The sequence below is a fragment of the Klebsiella sp. BIGb0407 genome, assembly GCF_024807845.1.
Classification (GTDB): domain Bacteria; phylum Pseudomonadota; class Gammaproteobacteria; order Enterobacterales; family Enterobacteriaceae; genus JGM124.
The window spans coordinates 555,349-581,219 of record NZ_JANUEQ010000002.1 but is presented as its reverse complement, the minus strand read 5'-3'; the positions used below and the strand labels follow the sequence as shown (position 1 = coordinate 581,219).

Annotated in this window: 27 protein-coding genes; 11 read left to right on the top strand and 16 right to left on the bottom strand. The window is 49.2% G+C overall.

Translation table 11 applies throughout. The annotated features are described in order from the left end of the window. Nucleotides 1-17: 17 nt before the first annotated feature. Nucleotides 18-929 carry a LysR family transcriptional regulator gene (locus M2387_RS09825; RefSeq protein WP_259048972.1) on the bottom strand — a complete coding sequence of 304 codons (912 nt, stop codon included), beginning with the start codon at nucleotides 927-929 and terminating at the stop codon, nucleotides 18-20. A gap of 92 nt (nucleotides 930-1,021) precedes the next feature. Between M2387_RS09825 and M2387_RS09820 the strand changes: the two genes are divergently transcribed. Continuing rightward, a complete protein-coding gene (locus M2387_RS09820; protein WP_259048971.1) occupies nucleotides 1,022-1,993 on the top strand; it encodes an NmrA/HSCARG family protein in 972 nt (323 codons plus the stop codon). Nucleotides 1,994-2,197: 204 nt separating this feature from the next. Here the strand turns inward: M2387_RS09820 and M2387_RS09815 are convergent, their stop codons facing one another. After that, the gene (locus tag M2387_RS09815) at nucleotides 2,198-2,473 is read right to left on the bottom strand and encodes a YdgH/BhsA/McbA-like domain containing protein (RefSeq protein ID WP_259048970.1); all 276 of its coding nucleotides are present in this window, start codon (nucleotides 2,471-2,473) and stop codon (nucleotides 2,198-2,200) included. Between the two features lie 612 nt (nucleotides 2,474-3,085). On the opposite strand from M2387_RS09815, the gene yjfP reads away from it, so the two are divergent. The 5 genes from yjfP (at nucleotide 3,086) to rplI (ending at nucleotide 5,454) form a co-directional block, all read left to right on the top strand. Beyond that, nucleotides 3,086-3,817 carry an esterase gene (yjfP, locus tag M2387_RS09810; protein ID WP_259048969.1) on the top strand — a complete coding sequence of 244 codons (732 nt, stop codon included), beginning with the start codon at nucleotides 3,086-3,088 and terminating at the stop codon, nucleotides 3,815-3,817. A gap of 195 nt (nucleotides 3,818-4,012) precedes the next feature. Then, nucleotides 4,013-4,408 (top strand): 30S ribosomal protein S6, encoded by a 396-nt coding sequence (gene rpsF / locus M2387_RS09805; RefSeq protein WP_121266840.1) that lies wholly within the window; start codon nucleotides 4,013-4,015, stop codon nucleotides 4,406-4,408. A gap of 8 nt (nucleotides 4,409-4,416) precedes the next feature. Then, the gene (gene priB / locus M2387_RS09800; RefSeq protein ID WP_259049038.1) at nucleotides 4,417-4,731 is read left to right on the top strand and encodes a primosomal replication protein N; all 315 of its coding nucleotides are present in this window, start codon (nucleotides 4,417-4,419) and stop codon (nucleotides 4,729-4,731) included. Nucleotides 4,732-4,735: 4 nt separating this feature from the next. Further along, the gene (gene rpsR / locus M2387_RS09795; protein WP_000135199.1) at nucleotides 4,736-4,963 is read left to right on the top strand and encodes a 30S ribosomal protein S18; all 228 of its coding nucleotides are present in this window, start codon (nucleotides 4,736-4,738) and stop codon (nucleotides 4,961-4,963) included. 41 nt (nucleotides 4,964-5,004) lie between these two features. Beyond that, a complete protein-coding gene (gene rplI, locus M2387_RS09790) occupies nucleotides 5,005-5,454 on the top strand; it encodes a 50S ribosomal protein L9 (RefSeq protein ID WP_259048968.1) in 450 nt (149 codons plus the stop codon). A 79-nt stretch (nucleotides 5,455-5,533) separates the two neighbouring features. Here the strand turns inward: rplI and M2387_RS09785 are convergent, their stop codons facing one another. Continuing rightward, nucleotides 5,534-6,115 (bottom strand): OapA family protein, encoded by a 582-nt coding sequence (locus M2387_RS09785; RefSeq protein WP_259048967.1) that lies wholly within the window; start codon nucleotides 6,113-6,115, stop codon nucleotides 5,534-5,536. Between the two features lie 194 nt (nucleotides 6,116-6,309). Here M2387_RS09785 and fklB point away from each other — a divergent pair, with 194 nt between their 5' ends. After that, the gene (gene fklB, locus M2387_RS09780) at nucleotides 6,310-6,930 is read left to right on the top strand and encodes an FKBP-type peptidyl-prolyl cis-trans isomerase (RefSeq protein ID WP_259048966.1); all 621 of its coding nucleotides are present in this window, start codon (nucleotides 6,310-6,312) and stop codon (nucleotides 6,928-6,930) included. A gap of 69 nt (nucleotides 6,931-6,999) precedes the next feature. On the opposite strand, the gene M2387_RS09775 is transcribed toward fklB, so the two are convergent. Genes M2387_RS09775 through M2387_RS09750 form a run of 6 tightly spaced genes read right to left on the bottom strand, consistent with a single transcriptional unit; the run spans nucleotide 7,000 to nucleotide 14,184 of the window. Next, nucleotides 7,000-8,091, bottom strand: coding sequence for an alkylhydroperoxidase domain protein (locus tag M2387_RS09775; protein WP_259048965.1), 1,092 nt, complete (start codon nucleotides 8,089-8,091; stop codon nucleotides 7,000-7,002). Beyond that, a complete protein-coding gene (locus M2387_RS09770) occupies nucleotides 8,088-9,134 on the bottom strand; it encodes a putative FMN-dependent luciferase-like monooxygenase (RefSeq protein ID WP_259048964.1) in 1,047 nt (348 codons plus the stop codon). The genes M2387_RS09775 and M2387_RS09770 overlap by 4 nt, the downstream gene beginning before the upstream one ends. Continuing rightward, the gene (locus M2387_RS09765) at nucleotides 9,131-10,750 is read right to left on the bottom strand and encodes a dipeptide ABC transporter ATP-binding protein (protein WP_259048963.1); all 1,620 of its coding nucleotides are present in this window, start codon (nucleotides 10,748-10,750) and stop codon (nucleotides 9,131-9,133) included. The genes M2387_RS09770 and M2387_RS09765 overlap by 4 nt, the downstream gene beginning before the upstream one ends. Further along, nucleotides 10,747-11,607 carry an ABC transporter permease gene (locus M2387_RS09760; RefSeq protein WP_259048962.1) on the bottom strand — a complete coding sequence of 287 codons (861 nt, stop codon included), beginning with the start codon at nucleotides 11,605-11,607 and terminating at the stop codon, nucleotides 10,747-10,749. The genes M2387_RS09765 and M2387_RS09760 overlap by 4 nt, the downstream gene beginning before the upstream one ends. Beyond that, nucleotides 11,604-12,548, bottom strand: a complete 945-nt coding sequence (locus tag M2387_RS09755) for an ABC transporter permease (RefSeq protein ID WP_259048961.1) — start codon at nucleotides 12,546-12,548, stop codon at nucleotides 11,604-11,606. Before M2387_RS09755 ends, M2387_RS09760 begins: the two co-directional genes overlap by 4 nt. A 10-nt stretch (nucleotides 12,549-12,558) precedes the next feature. Next, complete coding sequence (locus M2387_RS09750) at nucleotides 12,559-14,184, bottom strand: TIGR04028 family ABC transporter substrate-binding protein (RefSeq protein ID WP_259048960.1); 1,626 nt, start codon at nucleotides 14,182-14,184, stop codon at nucleotides 12,559-12,561. A 440-nt stretch (nucleotides 14,185-14,624) separates the two neighbouring features. Here M2387_RS09750 and cycA point away from each other — a divergent pair, with 440 nt between their 5' ends. Then, on the top strand, nucleotides 14,625-16,034 hold the full coding sequence (gene cycA, locus M2387_RS09745) for a D-serine/D-alanine/glycine transporter (protein ID WP_259048959.1): 1,410 nt from the start codon (nucleotides 14,625-14,627) through the stop codon (nucleotides 16,032-16,034). A gap of 380 nt (nucleotides 16,035-16,414) precedes the next feature. After that, entirely contained in the window at nucleotides 16,415-17,353 is a 939-nt protein-coding gene (locus M2387_RS09740; protein ID WP_259048958.1) for an Rpn family recombination-promoting nuclease/putative transposase, read from the top strand. A 373-nt stretch (nucleotides 17,354-17,726) separates the two neighbouring features. On the opposite strand, the gene M2387_RS09735 is transcribed toward M2387_RS09740, so the two are convergent. From M2387_RS09735 to M2387_RS09715, 5 genes are all read right to left on the bottom strand, one after another. Beyond that, nucleotides 17,727-18,569 (bottom strand): VOC family protein, encoded by an 843-nt coding sequence (locus M2387_RS09735; protein WP_259048957.1) that lies wholly within the window; start codon nucleotides 18,567-18,569, stop codon nucleotides 17,727-17,729. 18 nt (nucleotides 18,570-18,587) lie between these two features. Further along, the gene (locus M2387_RS09730) at nucleotides 18,588-19,724 is read right to left on the bottom strand and encodes an amidohydrolase (RefSeq protein ID WP_259048956.1); all 1,137 of its coding nucleotides are present in this window, start codon (nucleotides 19,722-19,724) and stop codon (nucleotides 18,588-18,590) included. A gap of 106 nt (nucleotides 19,725-19,830) precedes the next feature. Continuing rightward, the gene (locus M2387_RS09725) at nucleotides 19,831-20,811 is read right to left on the bottom strand and encodes a DMT family transporter (protein WP_259048955.1); all 981 of its coding nucleotides are present in this window, start codon (nucleotides 20,809-20,811) and stop codon (nucleotides 19,831-19,833) included. Nucleotides 20,812-20,891: 80 nt separating this feature from the next. Continuing rightward, nucleotides 20,892-21,719, bottom strand: coding sequence for an AraC family transcriptional regulator (locus M2387_RS09720; RefSeq protein WP_259048954.1), 828 nt, complete (start codon nucleotides 21,717-21,719; stop codon nucleotides 20,892-20,894). A 60-nt stretch (nucleotides 21,720-21,779) separates the two neighbouring features. Beyond that, nucleotides 21,780-22,646, bottom strand: a complete 867-nt coding sequence (locus M2387_RS09715) for an SDR family oxidoreductase (protein ID WP_259048953.1) — start codon at nucleotides 22,644-22,646, stop codon at nucleotides 21,780-21,782. A 91-nt stretch (nucleotides 22,647-22,737) separates the two neighbouring features. Between M2387_RS09715 and M2387_RS09710 the strand changes: the two genes are divergently transcribed. Beyond that, entirely contained in the window at nucleotides 22,738-23,136 is a 399-nt protein-coding gene (locus tag M2387_RS09710; RefSeq protein WP_409039699.1) for a winged helix-turn-helix transcriptional regulator, read from the top strand. A 5-nt stretch (nucleotides 23,137-23,141) separates the two neighbouring features. Here M2387_RS09710 and M2387_RS09705 read toward each other — a convergent pair whose 3' ends face one another. Then, the gene (locus M2387_RS09705; protein ID WP_259048952.1) at nucleotides 23,142-23,576 is read right to left on the bottom strand and encodes a helix-turn-helix domain-containing protein; all 435 of its coding nucleotides are present in this window, start codon (nucleotides 23,574-23,576) and stop codon (nucleotides 23,142-23,144) included. Nucleotides 23,577-23,644: 68 nt separating this feature from the next. On the opposite strand from M2387_RS09705, the gene M2387_RS09700 reads away from it, so the two are divergent. Then, complete coding sequence (locus M2387_RS09700; RefSeq protein ID WP_259048951.1) at nucleotides 23,645-24,868, top strand: MFS transporter; 1,224 nt, start codon at nucleotides 23,645-23,647, stop codon at nucleotides 24,866-24,868. Between the two features lie 67 nt (nucleotides 24,869-24,935). Here M2387_RS09700 and M2387_RS09695 read toward each other — a convergent pair whose 3' ends face one another. Next, complete coding sequence (locus M2387_RS09695) at nucleotides 24,936-25,787, bottom strand: enterotoxin A family protein (protein ID WP_259048950.1); 852 nt, start codon at nucleotides 25,785-25,787, stop codon at nucleotides 24,936-24,938. Between the last annotated feature and the right edge of the window lie 84 nt (nucleotides 25,788-25,871).

Here is a 25,871-nt window from a genome sequence, read left to right as displayed (position 1 = left end):
CCCTGGTTCAAAATATGTCAGACACCACAGTTCTCTGCTATACGGGCAATTATTAACTCCCTCAGCCAGCGATGACCCGCATGATTATGGCTGCGTTCATGCCAGATCAGGCTCACTTCAAAACGCTCTTTAAGCCAGGGAAGTTCAGCAACAGATAGCTGGTTAAAGGGGGGCTGTATCAGTCGCCCGGGTACCAGGGCGACTAAATCACTGATAGCCACCATACCGGGAATAAACAGAAAAGATGCCGCAGAGACCGCTATTTCGCGCTTGAGGCCCGCTGTCGCCAGAATACTGTCAACCGGGGTGGTAAACCCGCCTCCGGAAGGAGAGACGATAATATGTTTCAATGTTGCGAAATCAGCCATCGTCAGATTGCCTTGCAGGCTGGGATGACCAGCACGCCCGACTAATACATAGCTTTCGTAAAACAGATGATACGCCCGTAAATGGGGCTGCATCGCCGAAGGGGTGGCAATCACCGCATCTACCTGACCTTCAATCAGCTGCTGTTCTACCCGGTCTGGATCATAGTGTTTGATAGCAGCACGTACGCCTGGTGCTGCTTCCTGTAGCTCTGCTACCAGCTGCATCATCACAGCCGCTTGTATATAGTCAGTACCCGCTAGCGTCACCGTCAGGCTGTCAGTTTCCGGCACAAACCCTTGGTGAGATTGCAACGTGACACGTATCTTCCCCAGCGCTTCACTGAGCGGAGCGACCAGTTCCAGGGCTTTCGCCGTGGGAGCCATACCGCGTCGGCCAGCAATAAACAGCGGATCCTGGAAGAGATCCCGCAGTCGATTAAGCTGAGCGCTGACTGCGGGCTGGCTCAGATGAAGGCGTACTGCGGCTTTCGTTACGTTTTGTTCAATCAGCAGCGCTTCCAGAGTCAGTAGCAGGTTCAAATCTATTTTTCTGGTATCCATAGGATGGATTCCTTGTCATAAAAGAATCGATTTCACTTATCTCTCAGCCATTTTGATAATGGTATCTCCACAGTTTAGAAGAGAAAGTGAAGATGTTATCTGACAATAAACTCCGTATTACGGTTTTTGGTGCCACGAGTAAACAAGGGCGCAGTGTGACCCGTACCCTGTTGGCAAGTCAGCGCTATCGGGTTCGAGCTCTGACACGTAATAGCCATTCTCCTGTAGCACAGGAACTGGTTCAGTTGGGCGCTGAACTTAAAGAGATTTCGCCGACAGCTGATAGCCAGCAATTGACTGAAGCCTTGAGCGGCTCTGACGGTGTATTCCTGATGACGCCGGGCTTTGCTCCAGAAGCGAGTGGCGCAGAAACGCCAGAAGCGGCTTTGGGATATCAGATGGCTGATGCGGCAGTGAAAGCAGGTGTAAAGCACATTGTTTTCAGTAGTCTGGAAAATATCGAAAAAATTACCGGCGGCCAGCTATGGGCTCCTCATTTCACGGATAAAGGTAAAATCGAGGACTATATTCGTACTTTACCTGTTAGCAGTTCGTTTATTCAGCTCGCCTTTTTCTACACTAATATTATTGAATATTATCAACCTTATCTGGATGGTGACGAGCTGATTTTCCCTCTCTATCTGCCGGAAGATTTTCGGGCCCCTTTCGTTGATCCGCTTACTGCAACCGGGCCAGCAGTACTCGAGATCCTGGATAATCCGAAAAAATATGCCGGACAGACATTACCGGTCATCGGCGAGTTTCTCTCCCCTCGCGAAATTGTTGAGATATTCTGTCGTGTTACCGGCAAAAAAGCCGTTTATCGTTCCGCTTTCACGCGTGATGAACTATTACATCATTTCCCGAGTTTTGTGGGCAGTGATGGCGTAGTGGATGAAATTAACGGCATGACCGAATATGCGGTTCGCTATGGCTACTACACAAAAGAGCGCGACGTGCGATGGAGTAGAGAAATTAACCCCAACACGCTTAGCTGGGAACAATTTTTACAGCAAACTGGCTGGCAGGGGGAAGGGCATTCTTTTTCGCAATCGGAGGATTAAAGGGTTGTGAGATAAGGCCGCGAGTTTGAATTAAATTAATATTCGACAGGCGCTGGAGGGCAACAGGCTGGTATAACCAGTGGGACATAAAGACTTAAATCGCTTACACCACCGATGGCCGGGACCGGTATTAAATGATGTTTAATCGGTTAATATCATTAAATACCTGTCTGACCGTGCCATGGGTGATGAAGCTGAAATTTTTCAGGCATAGATAATCACTTGTGCTTGCCAGCTTTCAGTCGGTAAATCTTCTTCAAGCTGGATAATACGGTAATAGGATGCCCCTTGTTGACTGGCTTTCAGGGCGATAACCTTTTCCACATCATACGGACTGCCTGTCATGTCATTGACAGACATTGTGCCAATTTCATTTAACCCGGTGACGCAGTCTGCAGCGACATCTTCAGCAGAACGAGCCATGGGCGGGAGTAGCCTCATAGATGAGAGCAAGGTCGTTAAGGCATTTGATCGTTTCATTGTCGGCTCCTTCTTATTCATATCCCGATAGCGCTGGACATTCCTTTGCAGAATTAAACTACGGTTCTTTCCTGAGCTCGCAGTTCATTGTGCACAATAAAGAATAAATCTGTGAAAGCATGTGTAAATATCAATAAATAATGTTTATTTATTAATAACTCACAGACATATCCATCAGAAATAAAGGCTTATCAATAACAGGGATAATGCTCGAAATGATACTGGCATCATTGCCGGTAAAACTTCTATCCTTCATTTTTCACGTTATTTAAATGTGAATAACGACAGATAGATTCGTTATATCTTTGTTAATGTATTCGGCTATATGTGACTTTCAATTAACATTTTTATTACAATTCAAGTTTAATGGCTTAAAATATAACGCTATTAATCAGTCAGCGATAACCGAGAGAGTTGCCTCTTCAGCCCCATTTCATCATGTTTTTATTATAGTTTGAATGTGTTTCCTGGGAGGATAAATGCCCGTTATTTGTTATCTTCGACACATTTTTTGATGAGTGAAAAATGAAAATTGCAAGCCAGATCTCATCCTGCTAATAATCGGTGGTGACGTTTGTTATTTTTGACAGCAAATATTGAGGATGGTGACCTGTGATAGAGATTAATCTCGATAAAATTGGCGGAAGGGAGTTTTTACACGCGACACCCTCCGGGTTACGTGAAACACCTCTACCCACCCTGTTTTTTTATCACGGATTTCTTTCATCGAAGCTGGTTTACAGCTATTTTGCCGTTGCCTTAGCGCAGGCAGGGTTCAGAGTCATTATGCCGGATGCCGATGAGCACGGTGCGCGCTTTAGCGGCGATGAAAATCGTCGTCTGGAGCAATTCTGGTCGATTCTGCAAACAAACATTGATGAATTCCCTGAACTTCATCAACTGGCGTTAGAAAAATCATGGATTGCGGACAATAAAATGGCGGTTGCCGGCGCGTCAATGGGGGGAATGACGGCGCTTGGCATTATGGCGCGTCATCCTGAGGTGCGTGCCGTTGCCTGTCTGATGGGTTCGGGCTACTTTTCTTCTCTGGCACAAACGCTGTTTCCACCGCTCCTGGCGGAGAATGACAAGGTGATAGCTGCATTAGCGCCTTATGATATTGAACACCAGCTTGCCAGACTAGGTAATCGCCCCCTGTTATTGTGGCATGGCGAAGACGATGACATGGTTCCTGTTACTGATACCCAGCGCCTGCAACAGGCACTCACCGCCAGGCAACTGGATACACAGCTGACCTGTATACTGGAGCCTGGCGTAAAACACCGCATTACTCCCTCGGCGCTGAGCGCAACCACGGCTTTTTTCGAACAGAATTTGAAATGATTTCTTCTTTAATTCAAAGCATTAAAGAATAGCCCCCGTTTTGCACAAAATTAATCCACTCAGACCTTGAATTTAGTCAGTGGTATAAGTATTATTACGCGTCAATTTTTCAGCCGCATTTCAAACAACGTTCCTTGCTTCCATGGGCCGCGGCTGCCCTGACAGGAGGCTGAATAATCCGTAAGGAGCAATTCGATGCGTCATTACGAAATCGTTTTTATGGTCCATCCTGACCAGAGCGAACAGGTTCCGGGTATGATCGAACGTTACACTGGTGCAATCACTGCAGCAGAAGGTACGATCCACCGTCTGGAAGACTGGGGCCGCCGTCAACTGGCTTACCCAATCAACAAACTGCACAAAGCTCACTACGTTCTGCTGAACGTTGAAGCTCCGCAGGAAGTGATTGATGAGCTGGAAACTAACTTCCGCTTCAACGACGCCGTTATCCGCAGCATGGTTATGCGCGTTAAGCACGCGGTTACCGAAGCATCTCCAATGGTTAAAGCGAAAGACGAACGCCGTGAGCGTCGTGATGATTTCGCTAGCGAAACCGCTGACGATGCAGATGCTGGGGATTCTGAAGAGTAATTCTGATGATGGCCAACCGGTTAGTGTTGTCTGGCATAGTGTGTAAGACACCGCTTCGTAAGGTCAGCCCCTCAGGAATTCCTCATTGTCAGTTCGTGCTTGAGCACCGTTCTGTACAAGAGGAAGCTGGTTTTAACCGGCAGGCGTGGTGCCGAATGCCAGTGATCGTTAGCGGGCGGACGAACCAAGCCATTACTCACAGTATAACGGTCGGCACGCAATTAATTGTTCATGGTTTTATCAGTTGTCATCAGACAAAAAATGGCCTGAACAAAATGGTATTGCATGCCGAGCAGATTGATTTGATAGATTCTGGAGACTAGCCATATGGCACGTTATTTCCGTCGTCGCAAGTTCTGCCGTTTCACCGCGGAAGGCGTTCAAGAGATTGACTATAAAGACATCGCTACGCTGAAAAACTATATCACCGAAAGCGGTAAGATTGTCCCAAGCCGTATCACCGGTACCCGTGCTAAGTATCAGCGTCAGCTGGCTCGCGCTATCAAACGCGCTCGCTACCTGTCTCTGTTGCCGTACACTGATCGTCATCAGTAATCGGTCACGGTCCATTAATACGACTTTGAGAGGATAAGGTAATGCAAGTTATTCTGCTTGATAAAGTAGCAAACCTGGGTAGCCTGGGTGATCAGGTTAACGTTAAAGCGGGTTATGCTCGTAACTTCTTAGTACCACAGGGCAAAGCTGTTCCTGCTACTAAGAAAAATGTGGAGTTTTTCGAAACTCGTCGTGCTGAACTGGAAGCTAAGCTTTCTGACGTTCTGGCTGCTGCCGAAGCACGCGCTGCGAAAATCACCGCACTGGAAACCGTAGTTATCGCTTCTAAAGCGGGTGACGAAGGTAAATTGTTCGGTTCTATCGGTACACGTGATATCGCTGATGCAGTTACTGCAGCTGGCGTTGACGTTGCTAAGAGTGAAGTTCGCCTGCCGAACGGCGTTCTGCGCACCACCGGTGAGCACGAAGTGGACTTCCAGGTTCACAGCGAAGTATTCGCTAAACTGACTGTAAACGTTGTTGCTGAATAATTAATTATTCACACCGTTTTTAACGCCAGCCTCGTGCTGGCGTTTTTATTTGTCGCGTAGTCAGAAAAAACCGTTAAGACTAACGTCCTAGCCTGAAACTACCGTCCTGCTGGCGAGTGAAATGGACTTGTCTGTTGTCTTTTTCATTTTCAATCGTTAATCCTGTCACCACCCCATCTTCATTCTCACGAATACGAACCGTCTGACCCGCTTGCAGATTGCTCAAGGCTTTATCACTTCCTTCGACTTGTGCCATGGCGTAGACATCTGTGGGAGGTAAATTATTATCGCGGAATAATTGTGCCATGGTTTGCCCCGGCGCAATCTGATAGGTACGCCATTGACTCTCTTCGTCATTATTCTGAAGGGCCGCTTCTGCTGGTGGAGTGGAAGTATTCTCTTGCGGTATCGACTGATTTTCACTGCTATCGTAAGAAGGCACCACCAGATTTGCCTGTAATGGCAGAGCTGCGTCGTTATTTAGCGTGATAGCCTGAGGCTTAGGAGGCGGTGCATCATCCGGCCATAAGAAGCAGACAGAGATAACTATCGCACAGGCAATTATCCCGCGACGGTGCGCCGGAGGGAGGGGATCCAGAATTCTGAAATATTCAGGTGCGTGCCAGATCTTTATCAACCAGGGTTTCACGGCGAATCGCATCGCTAACCTCCTCATATGCTCATAAATCCATTAAATAGTGCTGACTGCCTTATGCATTTTAAAAAATTTAAACGCACTGAGCCTGTAGAACACATTGTTCCTGTTTTAGCACCTGCGGGTCAATTGCATTTTACCGGGCAGGTATAACGCTGTTATGCTTGCCGCTGATATTCAAACCCTCAAAAGGATAATTCATGACAACTCCTGCTTTTGACAGCGTTGAAGCACAAGCAAGCTACGGTATTGGTTTACAGATAGGTCAACAACTGAGTGAATCTGGCTTAGAAGGTTTACTGCCAGAAGCTCTGCTGGCTGGCCTGACTGACGCACTGGAAGGTAATACTCCAGTAGTACCAGTAGACGTGGTTCATCGCGCTCTGCGCGAAGTGCATGAACGCGCTGATGCAGTACGTCAGGAACGTCAAAAAGAGCTAGCTGTTGAAGGCCAGAAGTACCTGGAAGCTAACGCGCAGAAAGAAGGCGTGAACAGCACTGAATCAGGCCTGCAATTCCGCGTGCTGACTCAGGGTGAAGGCACTATTCCTGCCCGTACCGATCATGTCCGTGTCCACTACACAGGTAAACTGGTAGATGGCACCGTATTCGACAGTTCTGTACAGCGTGGTGAGCCTGCTGAGTTCCCGGTTAATGGTGTTATCGCTGGCTGGATTGAAGCGCTGACATTGATGCCTGTTGGCTCTAAATGGGAACTGACTATCCCTTATAACCTCGCTTATGGCGAGCGTGGTGCCGGTGCTTCTATCCCACCATTCAGTACCCTGGTATTTGAAGTTGAACTGTTAGATATCGTCTAGCCTTTCATTTTCAAACGCCCAATAAAAATGGCCCTTTTGGGCCATTTTTATTGAATAAAACGCAGAATATTAATTAAAGGGTTCGCCCAGAGTCAGCATCAGACGGTTAGCCCAGGCAAAAAATGCCGTCGACTGTACTAAATCCAGCAGTTCTAACTCACTCAGACCTTGTTCTCTCAGAACCGCTACCTGTTGTGCGCTGGCCGTGGCTGGGGTTGCTGAAAGTGCGGCTGAAAAATTGATTTCTGCCTGCCAGCGTAAAGACTGGCCTTCACTTAATTGCAGGCCCGGCTGAATCGCCAGCAGCTTATCGATAGCCTCGCTCTGCTTGGCCAGTTGTCCTGCTTTTCGGGCGTGTACCGAGGCACAAAAGATACAGCCATTGATCTTGCTTGCGATAGTTGCGGCAAGTTCTCGCTCAGCCCGTGGCAGGCCGCCTGGCGTAAAGAATATGCCTTTATCGGTCAGGGTTCGTTGTTCCAGTACCGGGAGGTTACGCCCCAGTAAGCGGAAATAATCAGAGTCCTGATGGCCAAAACGCTTCAGGGTTTCTTGTTCATCAGGATTAAACTCGCTAAAGGCTTTTGCCGGTAACCAGGCTTCCCAGCCTAATTCGGCCTGAGTAAATGCCTGGGGTGCTGATTTGTCACTCAGAGTATGGGGTTGGTGATGCCATTCTCCTGCACCGGGAATGCGTTCTTGTTCACCGCTAACCGATTTGCCACCGAGTAAACGCAAACCGCGTAGCAGACGGCTCTGGAAAGCCACAAAACCAATGATCTGCGATAAGGTGACTATCTCTTCTTCATTGAACCCGGCTTCGAGCAAGGCTTCTATTCCTACCGAACTTGCCTGCACCGGCTGAAAGCTCAGGCGCTCTGCATGGTCGAGCAGGGCCGCAAAGCGACTGCTTGCAGGCTTTCCTGCAATGCGCTGATGATAATGTTCGGCAAGCTGGGTATCTTCATGCCACTCAGCAACCTGTTTTGCCAGAAGCAAACGTTCAGTGAGGGTCAAACCACTGACGCTGTCCTCACCAAATAAAGCCTGATAGCTTCCTTGTGCATGTATCGTAGACGCATGACGGGTTTCACGGGCCTCCAACAGAGCGCTGCCGGGGATAATTTCTGCCAGTTGGTTGAGTAAATCTGGGTGACTCATGCTGTCTCCTTAGTGGGTGTCGGCGTACGGGTGGAACGTGTCCCATGACTTGTCCAGCCGAATGCCGGGGCTACCTGCTGTGCCAGCAGTTCGATGGATCGCAAAATATAAGCATGGGGCGGATCGATAGAGTGAACCTGAAACGATAAATCGGTGACTCGGGATAAAGTACTGTCCCGCTCTAATGAGGCGATAACCTGTCGGGCATCACCGAGATGCACATCAAACAGGGCAATATGATCATCGAGGTTATTTCCTGAAAGCCTGTATCCCTGAAGCTGGAACTGTTCTGCCTGCTGGCGCAAACCCGGCACCGCTAATTGCCGTGCCAGTTCGCCGTCGTCAGTCACAAACCCGGTACGTGAGGCGAGGATCCGGGGCTCAACACCCTCAGGAAGGGCATCAAGATAGGCATCAATGATCGGGTTCTGAATAAAATCGAGCGGTGCATCGAGGGCATCAGCCGCGCGCGGCTGAGTTCGGGATAGCATTAAGCCGTCGCCAGCTTTACCTGCCCGGGCACCGCCATCAACCGAAAAGGTTGCCTGCCAGATACGTCGTGCAAGCTGAGGCGAGGATGGATAGAGATGATTATCTGTGCCGGACAGAGGTTCATCGTTCAGCGCCGCGCGCAATAGCGTCAGATTTTCAGCGTATGCTGTGCCACGTTCACTGCTTTGTAGCCCAAATGCAGGAAATGAACTTGGAGTGCCGCCCGATCCCACGCCTAGCTCCAGACGTCCTTTGCTGAGTAAATCCAGCACCACAGAGTCTTCTGCCACGCGCAGTGCGGACTCCATTGGTAGTGTGATAATTCCTGTTCCAAGGCCTATTTGCTGAGTTTGAGCCGCAAGGTAGCTTAAAAATACCAGTGGAGCAGGCAGTCCGCCTTCCGCTTCGTGGAAGTGGTGCTGAGCCACCCATGCGGTATCAAATCCTTGCCGTTCAGCGTGGATAATTTGCTCTGCGGCTAAACGGTAACGCTCACTGGCAGGAACATTGTCCAACAGGCGAGTAAAGAAACCGAGTCGTTTAATGGTCATGCGACGCTCCTTTCAGTGACTGATATCGTGGGAATAGCATTCAGTAATTGTCGGGTGTAATCACTGGCTGGGGAGTTAAAGACATCCGCTATCTGGCCGCTATCGACTAATTTTCCGGATTGCAGTACCGAGACGCTGTGTGCCAGCTGACGTACTGTTGCCAGATCGTGGGAAATAAACAGATAGCTCAAGCCCAGTTGCTGCTGAAGATTGTCGAGTAATTGCAGGATCTGAGCCTGAACCGTGACATCTAATGCAGAGGTCGCTTCATCGAGCACTAAAATTTGCGGTTCAAGTATCAGTGCCCGGGCTATCGCCACGCGCTGGCGTTGTCCTCCAGAGAGCTCACGTGGTTTACGCGTTAGAATCTCAAGCGGGAGTGCAACCCTATGGGTAATGGCTTCAACTTTTGCACGACGTTCAGCCTTCGATAACTTTCCGAAATTTTTCAGCGGTTCTTCAATCACCTGGAATAACGTCTGGCTCGGATCAAGCGAAGCAAAGGGGTTCTGATAGACCAGCTGAATTTTCTGCCGTAGCTGACGACGGGCTTCTGAACTGAGATGTGTGGTGTCGATACCATCAATTAACACACGACCGGCATCCGGTCTCTGAAAGCCGAGCAGAATACGAGCCAGAGTCGACTTACCCGAACCGGACTCACCGACTAAGGCATGAGTCGTACCTCTCTCAACGCGAAGCGAGACGCCATCCAGCACTTGAAGCGTTTGTTCATTGCCTTTACCGAGTGAAAAGCTCTGACTGAGGTTATCAATTTCAATCGCGGCGGTATGTGAGGCTGTTACCGGCCAGGGACGAAGCGTTTGCGATAATCCCGGTGCATCAGCAAACAGTTGTCGGGTATAGGCGCTCTGTGGGCGTAATACCACTTCAGCAGTCGGCCCTGCTTCCTGAATTCGCCCATCCCGGAATACCATTATTCGGTCAGCTCGTTGAGCTGCCAGCGCCAGATCATGGGTAACAAATAACACCGCAGTGCCGGACTCACGGCGCAAATTATCCAGCAAATCGAGGATACGTTTTTGAACCGTGACATCCAGTGCGCTGGTGGGTTCGTCGGCAATAATCAGTAATGGCTTGAGGGCGATGGCCATAGCTATCAGTACCCGTTGTTTCATGCCGCCGGAAAGCTGGTGCGGATATTGATTCACCCGTTGGGCGGGGTGGCTCAGGCCGACTTTTTCCAGCAATGATACAACCTGTGCATCGCGCAGCGATTTCGGTATCCGGGTATGAAGTTTCAAAACCTCAGCCACTTGCTCGCCTATGGTTTTGACCGGGTTTAATGCACTGCCTGGATCTTGTGGGATCAGGCTAATACTGGCACCGCGTAAGCCATCAAGCTGACGCTCGGACCAGCGGCTAATTGGCTGTCCGTTAAGTTGAATTTCACCTGACTCAATAATGCCGTTTTCACCGAGTAAGCCAATAATAGACTGAGCAAGCGTTGTTTTACCTGAGCCGGATTCACCGACCAGCGCCAGCACTTCCCCGGCATTGAGCTCAAAGGAGACATCATGTACCACCCGTTTGTGGGTTCTCTGTTGTCGCCAGGCAATATTCAGATCATTAATTTTCAATAGTGGCGCTGTCATGGATTTCTCCTGGCAAAATGGTGACTCAGACGATTAACCGCTAATACCACCGCGACGACGACCAGACCCGGGAAAGTGGATAACCACCATGCGGTTGCCAGATAGTTACGCCCTTCAGCTATCAGTAATCCCCATTCAGGCGTTGGGGGAGGTGTGCCATAACCGAGAAAACTTAAGGTGGACAGTGCCAGAATCGCGCTACCGAATTGCAGGGCTGCAAAGGCAAATACCGACGTCATGGCATTGGGCAGAATATGCCGCCACAGGACCTGGTAAAAGGTGGCTCCACTGCCAATGGCCGCTTCGACATAATCGAGATGGCGTATACGCACCACTTCCGCCCGTGCCAGACGGGTGAAGTTAGCGACTGAGGTAATCCCTACCGCAATCGCCGCATTCACGGTGCCAAACCCCAGCAGAATAATGATACTCAGAGAGAGTAACAGGCCTGGAATAGCGAGCAGGACATCGACACCACGCATCAGAATATTTTCTGTTTTACCACCAGTTGCACCGGCAATTAAGCCAAGGGCAACGCCGACAATCAGGCCCAGAGCAACCGCGACCAGAGCACCGGAAAGAGAATGGGAAGCTCCCCAGACAATACGTGCATAAAGGTCACGCCCTAACTGATCGGTGCCTAACCAGTGCCCTGCCTGAGGCGCAAGTCGTTGCGCGCCGGGCAGACCTTCTGTCGGGCTATAGTGGGTAAATAACCCAGGGAATAGAGCCCAACTGGCAACCAGCAGGACGATAAACCAGGCCAGCCATAAGCCGGGTTGAACCTCGAGATTTACTCTTAATAAGCGGCGCGAGGAGCGGCTGGCGAGTGGGGTATTAATATCAACGGTGCTCATGCGGTTACTCCCCGAATAGACTTGAGACGCGGATCGAGTAAGGGATAAATCAGATCAACCAGTAAATTAATCACTACAAAGCTCAGGGCTGAGATCATCACGACGGCTTGTAACACCGCACCATCCTGATTATTCACCGCCCGTTGCGTCAGTTGCCCCAGTCCGTTTAAACCAAATACGGTTTCGGTGACTAACGCTCCGGCAATTAATTCGCCCAGTAATAATCCCGCTACAGTCAGCACCGGTAATAAGGCGTTACGGGCGACATGTCGCCATAATACTCCGGCATGGCTTCCTCCTTTGGCCCGGGCAACGGCGACATAGGGTTGAGTTAATACCTGATCGATACTGCGCATTAATAGCTGCGCCAGCGGGGCACTGATAGGCACGGCCAGTGTGGCAACCGGCAGGACGAGCCCTTGCCAGAAACCCGGGTTAATCACCGGAATTAGCCGCCAGTGGAAGGAAAACAGTTGAATCAGGGCAATCCCCAGCCAGAAGGTGGGTACGGCAATAAACAGCGCGGGAAGATTAGCAAACAGAGACCGTAGCCAGCGCAGGGGTGTCAGGGTTGAAGCGGCTGCAATAATCACGGCCAGCACAATAGCTGAGATAAAACCCAAAGCTGCCAGCCGCAGTGTCGGCGGCAGATTAGTACTGATAAGCTGGCTGACAGAGACGCCTGCTTCAACGGAATACCCAAAGTCTCCGCGCAGCATATTGCCAAGGGTAGTCAGATATTGCTGCCAGACCGGGGTATTGTCGCCATAGGCGGCACGAATATCCTGAATTTGTGCCGCACTTAGCCCTAAGTCCGGGCTTTGAAATTTAATCAAAATCGCATCAGCAGGCAAAAACTGTAGCAGGATGAACGACAGGCTATAGGCCGCCCATAACACCAGTATTGCCTGGCCCAATCGGCCAGCCAGATAACGTATCATTCATCGCTCCCTAGTTTTTCTCAAGCCAGGCGGTATAGAAGGACGGGCGACCGACGGCTTCAAAGGCAATACCTTTTAACGCAGGGGAGCCGGCATAGACCTGAGGTTCTTCAAAAATAGGAATGACGTAGGCCTGTTCCAGCAGATAGCGTTGAGCATCCCCTGCCAATGTCAGTCGTTTCTGCGGATCGACTTCAGAAGATATACCGACCAGTAGGTTATTCAGCTTGTCATCACTGAACTGCGAACTACCGCTGAGCCCGCCTTTTTGCAGTAACGCGTCGCGGTTAGCGGGGTGAAACTGACTTTTAATCACATCAGGATCGGCACGCCCCACCTCAATGACATGGACCGGCGTTTTTTGTGGATCGACAGTATCAATCGCATGGCTACCGGCGTCTCCTGAACGAATAGTCAGACCGACACCCAGGGGTTTCCACTGCTGGGCAACCAGCTGTAAGACTTCTTTATTCTGTGGCTGAGGCAGGGACTCATAGATAGTCAGGCTCAGAGTCTTACCGTCTTTTTCACGCAGGCCGTTGCTGCCTTTTTTCCAGCCAGCTTCATCCAGGAGTTTATTGGCGAGAGCCGGATCGTATTTCAACTGGTCGCGCAGATCGACATAGCCTGCCGCGGTGGTGGCTACAACAGACGTGGCAACCGGATAGTTGGGTGAGAAGAGGGTATCGGCAATTTGCTGGGCATTGGTGCCGTGCAACAGGGCCTGACGTACACGTAAATCAGAGACTAATGGGTTATCAGGGCGTAAAGCGATACCATCATTAATCCCACGGGTCGGCGCGGCATAAACTGGGAAATTTTGATCGCTGGCCTGTTTTTCATCATAAGCCTGGATCTGACGAATAAAATCGGCTTGTCCTGCGAGTAAAGCGCCAATACGTACACTGTCTTCCGGCGTCACGAGGATCTTGATGCTATCGAGGTTAGCCGGGCCTTGCTGAGGACTATTTTTCGGCCCCCACTGGTAGTCTTTACGGGCCGCTAAGTCCACTTCTCGTCCCAGTACTTCATTTTGAACCACAAATGGGCCGGAGCCGATAATATTGCGGGCATCACCCAGCTCATCAAAACTGCGGCCGAGAGTTTTTACTGACACTAGTCCGGAACCGATAGTTGCAGTTCCTTGCAGGAAACCGGGTGAGGGTTTTTTAAAGTAGAACTTCACCGTCAGGGGGTCGATAACTTCACTGTGGTCATAGTTATTAATCACTTCGGAAACGGGTAAACGTAGTGCCTTATTACCCAGCCCGTAGGTATCAAAGTTTTTTGCAACCGCAGCGGCATCCAGCGGGGTGCCGTCAGAGAAAGTGACCCCCGGACGTAATTTAAAGGTGTATTCCGTTTTATCCGGGTTACTGGTCCAGGACTCTGCTATCCAGGGCTCAACCTCGAGTGTTTTTGGGTTTTGCCAGGTCAGCTTGTCAGTAATTTGGTTCAGGATCCCGCCGTTAGGATAAAACCCGCCGGCAGGCGGGTACAGGTTGGTATGTGCCTGCTGTTCCAGATAAACCAAATCCCCCCCTTTGACTGGGGCGGCAAAGCTATTCAATGTCGTTAAAGTGGTAGCCAGCGCCAGACTATGGGCCAGCAGGTTACGACGAGGGAATAATGGCATGGTATTTTCCTTTATATGATCCGGCGAGTTACGGCGCTATCTGCGACTTGAGTTCCATAACATCGCAATCGATAAAGGATGAGAACTAAGAAAAATGACTAACGATGTTTAAAAATTAACTTAACTTGGTGAATTGTTCGCAAATTGATACGGAAGTGTTACTGGCAGGGGGCGGCTGTCATATGAAAAATAGCTTATAGATTCAGAGAGGTTAATTTGTTTTGACTCGTTATCTTTTATGCTGAAAGATTCTATAGCTTGCAATGCAAGTGAGAACCCGTAGCCAGAAATAACAAAAAATTAACATTCCGGCTTGTTATCAGTATTCAACTTGTCGATTACTACCTACTATCAACAGGGTTTAATCCTTAATACAGCGATAAAAACCGTAATAATAAGGCCATCAGAGCCTGAAATCAGACAGGTACAGGGAAACAAACATGGGAAACCAGATAAAAAGCTCGAGTGAAGCGGGAGCTTCCGCCGAGCCATCGCTACAACGTAATCTTACTAACCGGCATATTCAGCTGATTGCTATTGGTGGAGCCATTGGTACCGGGTTATTTATGGGGTCAGGCAAAACGATTAGCCTTGCCGGGCCGTCGATTATCTTCGTGTATATGATAATCGGCTTTATGCTGTTCTTTGTGATGCGAGCGATGGGGGAGCTGCTGCTCTCCAATCTTGAATATAAGTCATTCAGTGATTTTGCCGCAGATTTACTCGGGCCTTGGGCGGGTTACTTTACCGGCTGGACCTATTGGTTTTGTTGGGTGGTAACCGGAATGGCGGACGTTGTCGCGATTACCGCCTATGCGCAGTTCTGGTTTCCCGGGCTGTCGGACTGGATTGCTTCTTTAGCGGTAATATTACTGCTGCTGGGCCTGAATCTGGTCACCGTGAAGATGTTCGGTGAGATGGAATTCTGGTTTGCGATGATCAAAATTGTCGCCATTGTCGCCCTGATAGTTGTCGGGCTTACGATGATCCTGACGAGTTTTCATTCGCCATCAGGGGTTGAAGCCTCTGTCGCTAACCTCTGGAATGATGGCGGCTGGTTCCCGAAAGGGCTCAGCGGGTTCTTTGCTGGCTTCCAGATAGCCATCTTTGCCTTTGTCGGTATTGAGCTGGTGGGAACGACCGCCGCTGAAACCAAGGATCCGGAAAAATCGCTGCCACGCGCGATTAACTCGATTCCATTACGCATCATTATGTTCTATGTCTTTTCACTGATTATTATTATGTCGGTGACGCCATGGAGTTCAGTGGTTCCGGATAAGAGCCCGTTTGTTGAGCTGTTTGTGCTGGTGGGTTTACCTGCAGCGGCAAGTATCATCAATTTTGTGGTTCTGACATCAGCGGCCTCTTCAGCCAACAGCGGTATTTTTTCTACCAGCCGTATGCTCTATGGCCTGGCGCAGGATGGCGTAGCGCCGAAAGCCTTTGCCAAGTTATCTAAACGTTCTGTCCCGGCAAAAGGGTTAACCTTCTCCTGTATGTGTTTACTGGGCGGCGTGGTGATGCTGTATGTGAATCCAGACGTTATCTCCGCATTCACGATGATAACCACCGTATCCGCGATTCTGTTTATGTTCGTCTGGACTATCATTCTGTGTTCGTATTTGGTCTACCGTAAACGCAGGCCTCAATTACACGCCAGTTCTATCTATAAAATGCCGCTTGGCAAACTGATGTGCTGGGTCTGCATGGTGTTCTTCGCGGCGGTACTGGTGCTCTTAACCCTGGAAGATGACACCCGTGAGGCACTTATCGTGACACCGATATGGTTCATTATATTGGGGATAGGCTGGTTCTTTTTATCGAGAAAAAATCAGCGTTCAGTAAGATAGGGGCGAAAAGCAGAATAGTGAATTCTATTCTGCTTCAGACTGACTCCAGAAGTTCTGGCCTGCGGGCCAGAATTTATTTCTGGAAAGTAAAATTAATATCTATGATATTAATCGTTTTTATAATTAAATATAAAAATTATATCTTAATGACTCCTTGACATTTAATGCTCGGAAAGATTATATGTTGCCTCTATTTCATCTCAGTACAATCATCGTAATATAACTATTTGAATAATATCCGGCATAATTAAAATACCTGGTTTTTTATCGCTAATTAATAGAGCTCTTTATTTGAAGTCGTAACTGTCTTAATAGATTTAATTTATTCGGGCTGGCATTTTGATTTAATCCGGGTAATAACTGAAATAATGGAGAAAGAGATGGCTGCAAGGAAAGCAAAGGGAAGAGCGCAGGGTGCTTCGACCCCACATGACTTGATATTTAAACAGTTTCTGACACATCACGAAACGGCACGGGATTTCATGCAATTACATCTGCCAGCAGAATTGCAGGCTGTCTGTGACTTCAGCACTCTCAGGCTGGAGTCAGGAAGCTTTGTCGAAGAGAGTCTGCGCCCCTACTTTAGCGACGTGCTCTATAGTCTGAGCACCATAACCGGTGATGATGGTTATATTCACGTACTTATCGAACACCAGTCCACTCCTGATAAACATATGGCGTTCAGGCTGCTTCGTTACTCTGTTGCCGCCATGCAACGCCACCTGGATGCAGGACATAAAAAGTTGCCGCTGGTGATACCCGTATTGTTCTATACAGGAAGGCGCAGTCCCTATCCGTATTCAACTCGCTGGCTGGACGAGTTTAACGATCCCGGGTTAGCCGAAAAGCTATATAACGGTAATTTTCCTTTGGTTGATGTGACTGTCATACCCGATGAAGAGATTATGGAACACCGGCGTATGGCGGCCTTGACGCTGCTACAGAAACATATTTATCACCGAGATCTGTCAGAGTTGCTGGATAATCTGGGCGCCTTATTGCTGACAGAAAACATGACGGGACAGCAACTGGCTTCACTGATAAACTATCTTATACAGGTAGGAGAAACCTTAGATGGAGAGGCCTTTGTGCGTAAACTGGCCCAACGGGCACCACAACATGAGGATCAACTTATGACCATCGCAGAACAGCTTGAACAGAAGGGCATGGAGAAGGGCATGGAGAAGGGCATTGAAAAGGGTGGGCGTGAAGCTACGCTTAAAATTGCCAGTACTATGCTGCAGAAGGGCATTGACCGCGATAGTGTTATGGAGATGACCGGTTTGGCTGAAGATGATATGGCGCAAATAAGCCATTAGTGAGTCATTTTTTCCGGTACTCAGTAAAATAATTTCATAAATAATAAAAACACTCACATCTATTATCACATTAGTTAATAGAGCCTGATTTAAATAAATTCGGCATAATAAATAGTTATTGATATGCTTAATTATAAGCACTCCGGTAATCAATAGAATAACTAGAAAGTAAACAGAAGGTATTAAAAAAGGTGAGCGTAAAACCACCATTAATAATCCTTTTTTGATATTTCGTAAATGCTGGTGTGGCAGAGGAATATCGCCCTCAGACTCTGTCTGCCACATTCACCAGATCACCCAAAAAATAGGGTTTGTCATTACACTGAAGCAGAATAGTTAATCCTATTCCGCTTTTTTATACCTGAGCCTCAATTTAGATATGGAACCGCAGCGCCAGGTTAAACGCCTGGTCAGGAGCAACAATAATATCCCCCTCTTCTTCACGGAAGGGGATATCTCCGTGAAGCAAACTGGTTTTCACCTGAGCCAGACTCTCAACCAGAAAACTCAACCCCACCATACGCGGCGTGCCGTCGTAATCCTCAGGCAGCGTGCCGAAACGCCGACGGGCATAGTCTTCTGAAGCGATACGAACCGTCGCTTTACCTGCTTTAAGAACTAACGCACCGTCATGGGATGCCTGGATACGATGTTCGCCAAATAGCTGGCTATATACCCGTGTCGCTCGGGCAGGGTTTTGCGCGGAAATCACAAATTCACTGATATTTTTCACCCCGTTAGGATGCCTTTGCCAGTCAGCCTGCCAGACAGCCTCTGGCGTTTCGTGCTGACAGAAAAAACTATAACCATTGGGAATAAGTGAACGACGCAGTTTTACCGTTTTGAATCGTGCCTGGGTCTCATGACCCTCCGGAAGACGGACAGGGCGATGAAACGAGGCCGGAGGGGCTTCATCCAGCCCTTGTTGCTCAAGATGGATAAATTCATCAGCAGCACTTTGTGTTTTCCATACTAATCCGCTCAGCCCTAAAGGTGCGTCCCAGATATTCTTTCGTTTATCTCCACGTCCTTGTTCGAAACCCAATAATTCAAGGTAGTTTTCATTAAAAATGGCCAAGTGATTACTGGAGCCCAGACTGTGGTGACCACGCTCTGAGAGCTGAAAACCCAGTCTGCGATAAAGCGCGCTGGCTTCATCAAGCTGATTCGCGACATTAATGACTACATGATCGAGTACAGGTACAGGGAGCGTCATTGCATATATCCTTTTTTCTCAAAGGCCTGCCACCAGATTAAGCGCACGGGGTGCGAGCTCGGTAAAGTAATTGACGGCGGGTTCGATAAGACCCTCATCAGGGCAGAATTTGGGATGGTGTAACCCGGCGTCGCTGGCACTGCCAATATTGATAAAAACGCCCGGAACATGATGTAAATAGAAGGCAAAATCTTCGCCCCCCATTCCCGGTGAGGAGAGGGCGGTGCTATAGCCGCTATTCTGCGCAAGCTCAAGAGCAAAATCAGCCCATTGCGGCGTATTGATCAGTGCCGGAGGTCCGGCAATCCATTCAAGAGAAGCAGTCGCGCCAAAACCTGAGGCGATGCCCTGAATTAAGGCGCGTATCTTCTCGGGGATAGCGCCACGAATAGCGGAGTCATGGGTTCGTACGGTTCCTTCCAGTTCAATCGTATCCGGTAGGACATTCCAGGTATTGCCAGCACTAAAGCGCGTGACGCTGACAACCACTGAGTCGAGTGAGTTGAACATGCGTGCAGGGATAGTTTGCAGGGCGAGAACAATTTGACTCCCGACGACGATACTATCGACGCCTTCCTGTGGTTTTGCTGCATGGGCTCCCTTACCCTGAATGCGAATGACAAAGCGGTCAACATTGGCGTAAAGCGCTCCGCCTCGGGTGCGAAAATCACCCAGCGGAAGCTCCGGAGCATTATGCATTCCAAAAATCGCCTGAACATCATTTAGCGCGCCCGCATCGATCAGCTGCTGCGCGCCGTTAAAGGTTTCTTCGGCTGGCTGGAATAAAATGCGTACCCGGCCGGGCAGATGTTCTTCTTGTTGCTTCAAGCGATGAGCAACGCCAAGCATCACGGTAGTATGGATATCGTGGCCGCAGGCATGCATAACGCCCGGGGTCTTTGAGGCCCACGGACGCTGGGTTTCTTCAACGATTGGCAAGGCGTCGATATCAGCGCGCAGGGCAATAAGGGGTTCGCCGTAGCCGATTTCAGCGACTACGCCGGTCTTTAAATTCAGCGGCAGTAGACGGATATCTCCTTGTTGCAGCCAGCGGGTAATACGTTCGGTGGTGGCAAATTCCTGATTGGAAAGTTCCGGATTCTGGTGCAATTCACGTCGCCAGTTAATCAGTTGTTCTGTATTGCATGGGTGCATGAGGATAAGTTTCTTTGTTATTAGACCTTATCGTCGATCATCCTATGAGTGCTTCCTTGCGTGAACTAACGATTTGAGAAAAGCTTATCCGCTGAGAATAAATAGATTAACGCCTGCCCGGTGATTCGGATGTCAGGGCTATATCCTGTTTTTCGGGTTTGGCGGTAATTGCCAGTATTACACCAATAATCAGGCATAAAATACCTGTTAGTGTCAGTAGAGGTGGAAAGCTTTGGCGCAGTATAAAGGCATAAGCCAGACCGGTCAGGATCTCAAATACCATCAGCGGCCCGGCAATAACGGTTGGCAGACGCTGACAGGCGATATTCCAGCACAGGTTTCCGACCCAGGAGCAGAGTATCGCGATGGCCAGCATCAGGCTGATAAAGACCAGTGGGCGTGGGCCAAAAGGCAATGCAAAACCACTGTTATCCTGTGCGGTCCAAAGGCATACCGCAATATAGCCAGCCAGTGATAAAGGCAGGGTCGATAATCCTTGAGCGGTTGCCCACATCATCGGATTTTTGTCCGGATTCTCTCGTAGCCAGCGGGCATTACGTAGTGCATACCATGCCCAGCAAACCACCGCCACTAGCGCCAGCAGGATACCGCTGATATAACTCCACCAGCTAAAGTCAGGCGACTCATCACCGTCCAGCTCGGCGACATTGACCATAATAAGCCCGGCAGCAATAGCGACAAGGGACGGGGCAAGACGACGCCAGGGCAGTTTGCCATCACGTTTGCTATACAACAGATTGGCAAAAATAGGGATAACCACTGGCAGAGTACCGATAATCATGGTCGCAATCGGCGCGCCGGTACGCTGAATCGCACTGGCGAGGCAGAGGTAATACACCAGATTACCAAAGGTCGAGAGTTTCATGGCCGTCCACCAGTCTGCGCGGTTTAGGGTGCGCAGACGCTGGCGTCCCAGCCAGGCGATGGGAATGGCAATCAGGCCGAGTGCCAGATAACGACCGGTAGACTGAAAGGCAGCTGAGTAGTCCGGGACTATCACCGGGCCGACAAAGATAAGTCCCCACATCACGCCCGCCAGCAGCGCGTAGAGTACGCCAGTTAACATCTTCTTAATCCAGAATAATGACAATATAGCGCTAGTGTAGGGGGGAAGGTGTCAGAGATATTGTACCAGGTTGCGCTTTTCTATGTGCGGGCGACCTGTTTTTGATAGCGCACCGGAGTAATACCGTAACGTCGGGTAAAGGCTTTCGTCAGATGTGACTGATCCGTCAGCCCACAGCGAGCAGCAACTTCGGCCGCAGGCATGCCGGTGGTGAGAAATTGTTTCGCGTGCCAGAGCCGAATCGCCATCAGCATCTGGTGCGGTGTCACATGATAATGGGCTTTAAACTGGCGCTGAAAGTGATAGGGGCTGAGAGAGAGCAGAGCGGATAGCGTCTCCAGAGTAATGGTATGCATATAGTTATCGTACAAATATTCCCGGACTCGCAGAAAACGGTTTGCCGCATCTCTTACATGTCCTGGCGAATGACGAGCATATGGACGGAAGGTATCAACCAGATGGAGCAGCAGACCTTGCTGGGCGAGGGTATCCGGAACCTGCCATAAACCGCCAATAAGCTGAGAAATCTGCCGCGCCCGCAGCGGGTCATGGTTAACGGCGGCATTAAACCACCAGTTTCGTTCCCCGGTCAGGGATTCCAGAAAGTCTGGCTCAAGATAAATCATCCGGTACTGCCAGCCATCATCGCTGGCGGACTCACCGGTATGCAGTTCATCAGGATTCATCAGTACCAGAGAATCCGCAGGAGCAACCAGCTGCTCGCCGCGGTAACGAAAACGCTCCGCTCCCCCTGTAATCGCTCCAATACCAAAAGCCTCATGGGTATGAGGCTCAAAAGCATATTTGGTGATATGGGCGTGATAAAGCTCAACGCCAGCCAGCTGTGGCAGATGGCGGAATTGAGCGCTGTCTCGTTCATCACTGAAAGACGCAGGAACACCTTGCACTATATATCTCCTCTGGGCTCTTCCCCACAGTGTAAGGATATCCGTGGGGAGAACCAGAGATTAAGCGCTTTTCAGTGCAGATAATGCTTCTTTAACGCTGACGCTCAGTGGGACGGTTGGACGGCCAATTAACTGACTAAGCTGACGTTTATCATCAAACAAGCCGCCTTTTGACGCTCCGGTATCGGAATCAGCCAGCACGCCCGCCAGTCCTTCAGGTAAACCTGCATTCAGTAATGCCGCCTTAAAATCAGCCTCACTCAGATTCTGATAGTGCAGCTCGCTTGCGGTTTGCTTAGCCACTTCTGCGGCCAGTTCGCTTAACGTCCAGGCATCATCACCTGCCAGCTCATAGACTTTACCTGCCTGGTCATCCAGAGTCAGGACTTTAGCGGCAGCAGCGGCATAATCCGCACGCGGCGAGGCGGAGATTTTGCCTTCACCTGTGCTACCAATAAATACGCCATGTTCCAATGCCGGTGGCAGGGAAGCGAGATAGTTTTCGGTATACCAGCCATTACGCAGCAAGACGAAGGGAATACCTGAGTCAGCCAGCAGCTGTTCGGTTTCGATATGTTCAGCGGCGAGTGCCAGCGGAGAATCAGTCGCGTGCAGCAAGCTGGTATAGGCGATCAGTTTAACGCCTGCCTGTTTTGCAGCCTCAATCACCTTGCGGTGTTGTGCTACGCGCAGCCCGACTTCACTGGAAGAGATCAGCAGCAGTTTTTCTACGCCCGCAAAGGCGGCTGTCAGTGCTGTCTGATCATTATAATCTGCCGCCCGAACCACGACGCCGGATTGGGAAAGATCTGCCACTTTGGCCGGATTACGGACTACAGCAACCAGCTTTTCAGCTTCAACATAGGTAACTAACTCTTCAATAACCAGACGGCCTAATTGACCGGATGCACCTGTGATTGCAAACATTTTGACTCTCCTGCGTGATGTTTTAGTGATGTTGTGTCACACTAACACCCTAGCTAACTTTTAGTAAGTACGTACAAAAAGGTAAGTATCAATGAGTGATTTAATGGTGCGACCCCGTCTGATATCTGAACTACAACGTGATGGTGATTTATTTGCCGCAGCCTGCCCTTCCAGGGAAGTACTAAAGCATGTCACCAGCCGCTGGGGGGTTCTGATCCTTATTGCTTTACAGAGTGGAACCCATCGCTTCAGTGAGCTAAGACGTAAGATGGGCGGAGTCAGTGAAAAAATGCTGGCGCAAACTCTGCAATGGCTGGAGGCGGATGGCTTTGTTACCCGTCATTCTTATCCGGTTGTTCCTCCTCATGTGGAATATACTTTAACGCCATTGGGAAATGAGGTGGCCGAAAAGGTGGAAGCATTAGCCGACTGGATAGAAATTAACTTACCGAAAGTGATGGCTTCCCGTAAGCAGCCAATTGATGAATAACTGCATTATTTCGATGTTGAGCCGGGAGTTTTGCTACGTGGCTTACGGCGACTTTTTCCTGTGACTTCAACCAGCCGTTTAAAAGTAGGGCACTCCATATGGGAAGGCGCAGGGCAGTCTGCTACATGACGTAACGTGTCTCGCAGTGCGGCAAGTTTATGGATTTGCTGGTCTATTTGATCGGCTTTTTGATGCAGCAGGTCACGCGGTAACTCAGGTACCCCCTGGTGACCAAACATACTGGCAATTTCTTCCAGTGAGAAACCGGCGGATTTGCCCATAGCAATCAGTTTTAGCTGGAGTACAACATGGTGCGGGAATTGCCGACGCAGCCCATGACGAGAGCCTGAAGAAATCAGTCCTATTTTTTCGTAATAGCGTAACGCCGAAGGTTTCATCCCTGTTTGCTTAGCCACTTCACCAATATCGATAAATTTCATACTTGACCTCAAGCTGACTTTAACTTGTATCATCTACCCGGACCCTATTTCAGGCAAGAGAGAAAAACATGCAGCAGGCTGAAATCCCTTTAGTCGACAAGAACCAGGCTGGGATCACTATTACTTTAGCACTATCCATGCTACTGGCATCCCTCGGCACCAGTATTGCGAATATTGCCTTACCGACATTGAGTATTGTGTTCTCTGCACCTTTTGCTCAGGTGCAGGCGGTGGTGGTGGCCTATCTTGTCGCTTTGACTATTACTGTCGTGATTGCCGGTCGGCTTGGTGACCGTCATGGACTAAAGCCTATGCTGATGACAGGTCTGATCATTTTCGGTATGGCTTCGCTACTCTGTAGCATTGCATCGAATTTATGGTTACTGGTGGGAGCAAGGGCGCTCCAGGGTATAGGCGCTGCTTTTTTGATGACGCTGGCGATGGCGCTTGCTCGACAGACGGCAGGTAAAGAACGGATCGGACGCGCGATGGGGTTACTCGGTACCGTTTCGGCATTAGGGATGGCTATCGGCCCTTCACTGGGTGGATTACTGATTGAACTGGCAGCATGGCGTAGCCTGTTCTGGTTGCAGTTATTATTAGCCGCAGTGGCCTTTATCTTTGCAACAGTGACGTTACCTGGGCAACAGGGTAAGTCTGGGGTGGCTAAAGTTACTCTCTGGTCAGTACTGGACCGACATCTGGCACCCAGCCTGGTGCTTAACTTACTGGTATTTGCGGTTATGATGACCACCCTGACGGTCGGGCCTTACTACCTGAGCCTGGGTCTGGAACTTCAGGCCACGCAGGTCGGGATGATTATGGCAGCAGGCCCGGTTATCTCTATTTTAAGCGGCATTCCTTCCGGGCGACTGGTGGATCGCTGGGGAAGTCATCGCGTACTGCTTCTCGGACTTGGCCTGTTAACCGCAGGTGCCTTCCTTTTCGCATTTCTGCCCAATATGCTGGGGGTCAGTGGTTATGTGCTGGCGATTATTGTTCTGACACCGGGCTATCAGCTGTTCCAGGCGGCCAATAATACCGGCACATTGCTAGCTATTCCTAAAGAACAACAAGGAACGGTATCAGGGCTGCTTAACCTGTCCCGTAATACTGGTGCTATTCTCGGAGCTGCCGGTCTGGGAGCGGTATTTGCATCAGGCGTCGGGACGGCTGAATTAGCTGAGGCCAGCGCAGTGGCTATTGCTAACGGGCTGCAACTGACGTTTCTGGTGGCTGGTTGTATGATGATTTGCGCTATTGTGATGGCGAGGAGCTCGGGGAGGGTATAAAGCAGTAACCGTTTCCCCGACCAGGATTAATCAACAAGTCATATCTGCTATGAACAATAATAGACTTTTATTGTTGTTCAAGCAGAGAAAGAATTTTCCTGCGTAAGGGAATATCATAAATAACACGTTTAATATTCATATGTAGATCCGCCGGGCAGGTATCATTTGAAGATTCATGTCGCATACTATTAGGACCTAGCATATCCAAAGCACTACATGTGAATCTTAAGTCAATCTCGGATAGCTCTCGTTCAACTACGTACATTGTCCCATTAAGCCTTACAATGTCTTCATAAAACTGATTATTCCCGGTATCAGAGTCATAGGCAGGATTGTACCCGCTATAGGGTTCCCAACGAGACTCCCAGAAATTTGCATCAAATATTTGGTTGCCAAATGTTTGATACATTTCATACGTTAAGTTGATATGCGCCATTATCCTTTGCTGTGAAAAACCGCGCCATGCCACCCATTCTTCCCAATCAAGGTAATGATCGATAAGAGTATTTAACCTGGATGTTCGTATCAGATCTGTGGAGGTATTTCTGGCATGTCTAAATGATTCATCAAGGTCGTAAAAATTTGAGTTTGGTCTAATCATATAGATACTGGCACTAAAATCTGGACGATAATTGCCATCCGCACCAACGAGCTCCCCCTGTATGTGGTCAATAGCCAGTTGCAATGATGTTGTTGTTGATACAAAGTTGCTTACACGGCCAATAATTGCCTGACCGCTAAAGTGATTTGCTAAATCATCATCAGGAATACCAGTTGAAAATGGCCACATCCCTTCAGCCTCTTCAATTTCAGTAATACTTCTTAAATCCGCACGATAAACAATATTAGCTGGATTAATTCCCCATGATATTTGTATGGAAGAAAATAACAATAGAATTATATAAATAACATTTCGCATTAAACACACTCCCTTCTCAATTTTTTTTGGCGTGAAGTTATCTTTTAATTGCTCTGATGAACCTCGGTGAAAAATTAATTTTTT

Bases quoted from the DNA above. Each gene is read 5' to 3' on its own strand.
- M2387_RS09700 (WP_259048951.1), top strand. From the start codon at position 23,645: ATGCAGCAGGCTGAAATCCCTTTAGTCGACAAGAACCAGGCTGGGATC.
- M2387_RS09705 (WP_259048952.1), bottom strand. From the start codon at position 23,576: ATGAAATTTATCGATATTGGTGAAGTGGCTAAGCAAACAGGGATGAAA.
- priB (WP_259049038.1), top strand. From the start codon at position 4,417: ATGGCCAACCGGTTAGTGTTGTCTGGCATAGTGTGTAAGACACCGCTT.
- M2387_RS09735 (WP_259048957.1), bottom strand. From the start codon at position 18,569: ATGACGCTCCCTGTACCTGTACTCGATCATGTAGTCATTAATGTCGCG.
- cycA (WP_259048959.1), top strand. From the start codon at position 14,625: ATGGGAAACCAGATAAAAAGCTCGAGTGAAGCGGGAGCTTCCGCCGAG.
- rpsF (WP_121266840.1), top strand. From the start codon at position 4,013: ATGCGTCATTACGAAATCGTTTTTATGGTCCATCCTGACCAGAGCGAA.
- M2387_RS09825 (WP_259048972.1), bottom strand. From the start codon at position 929: ATGGATACCAGAAAAATAGATTTGAACCTGCTACTGACTCTGGAAGCG.
- M2387_RS09710 (WP_409039699.1), top strand. From the start codon at position 22,738: ATGAGTGATTTAATGGTGCGACCCCGTCTGATATCTGAACTACAACGT.
- M2387_RS09770 (WP_259048964.1), bottom strand. From the start codon at position 9,134: ATGACCATTAAACGACTCGGTTTCTTTACTCGCCTGTTGGACAATGTT.
- M2387_RS09715 (WP_259048953.1), bottom strand. From the start codon at position 22,646: ATGTTTGCAATCACAGGTGCATCCGGTCAATTAGGCCGTCTGGTTATT.
- M2387_RS09820 (WP_259048971.1), top strand. From the start codon at position 1,022: ATGTTATCTGACAATAAACTCCGTATTACGGTTTTTGGTGCCACGAGT.
- M2387_RS09750 (WP_259048960.1), bottom strand. From the start codon at position 14,184: ATGCCATTATTCCCTCGTCGTAACCTGCTGGCCCATAGTCTGGCGCTG.
- M2387_RS09815 (WP_259048970.1), bottom strand. From the start codon at position 2,473: ATGAAACGATCAAATGCCTTAACGACCTTGCTCTCATCTATGAGGCTA.
- rplI (WP_259048968.1), top strand. From the start codon at position 5,005: ATGCAAGTTATTCTGCTTGATAAAGTAGCAAACCTGGGTAGCCTGGGT.
- M2387_RS09695 (WP_259048950.1), bottom strand. From the start codon at position 25,787: ATGCGAAATGTTATTTATATAATTCTATTGTTATTTTCTTCCATACAA.
- M2387_RS09775 (WP_259048965.1), bottom strand. From the start codon at position 8,091: ATGAGTCACCCAGATTTACTCAACCAACTGGCAGAAATTATCCCCGGC.
- M2387_RS09785 (WP_259048967.1), bottom strand. From the start codon at position 6,115: ATGCGATTCGCCGTGAAACCCTGGTTGATAAAGATCTGGCACGCACCT.
- M2387_RS09765 (WP_259048963.1), bottom strand. From the start codon at position 10,750: ATGACAGCGCCACTATTGAAAATTAATGATCTGAATATTGCCTGGCGA.
- M2387_RS09725 (WP_259048955.1), bottom strand. From the start codon at position 20,811: ATGTTAACTGGCGTACTCTACGCGCTGCTGGCGGGCGTGATGTGGGGA.
- M2387_RS09740 (WP_259048958.1), top strand. From the start codon at position 16,415: ATGGCTGCAAGGAAAGCAAAGGGAAGAGCGCAGGGTGCTTCGACCCCA.
- rpsR (WP_000135199.1), top strand. From the start codon at position 4,736: ATGGCACGTTATTTCCGTCGTCGCAAGTTCTGCCGTTTCACCGCGGAA.
- M2387_RS09755 (WP_259048961.1), bottom strand. From the start codon at position 12,548: ATGATACGTTATCTGGCTGGCCGATTGGGCCAGGCAATACTGGTGTTA.
- M2387_RS09760 (WP_259048962.1), bottom strand. From the start codon at position 11,607: ATGAGCACCGTTGATATTAATACCCCACTCGCCAGCCGCTCCTCGCGC.
- M2387_RS09730 (WP_259048956.1), bottom strand. From the start codon at position 19,724: ATGCACCCATGCAATACAGAACAACTGATTAACTGGCGACGTGAATTG.
- fklB (WP_259048966.1), top strand. From the start codon at position 6,310: ATGACAACTCCTGCTTTTGACAGCGTTGAAGCACAAGCAAGCTACGGT.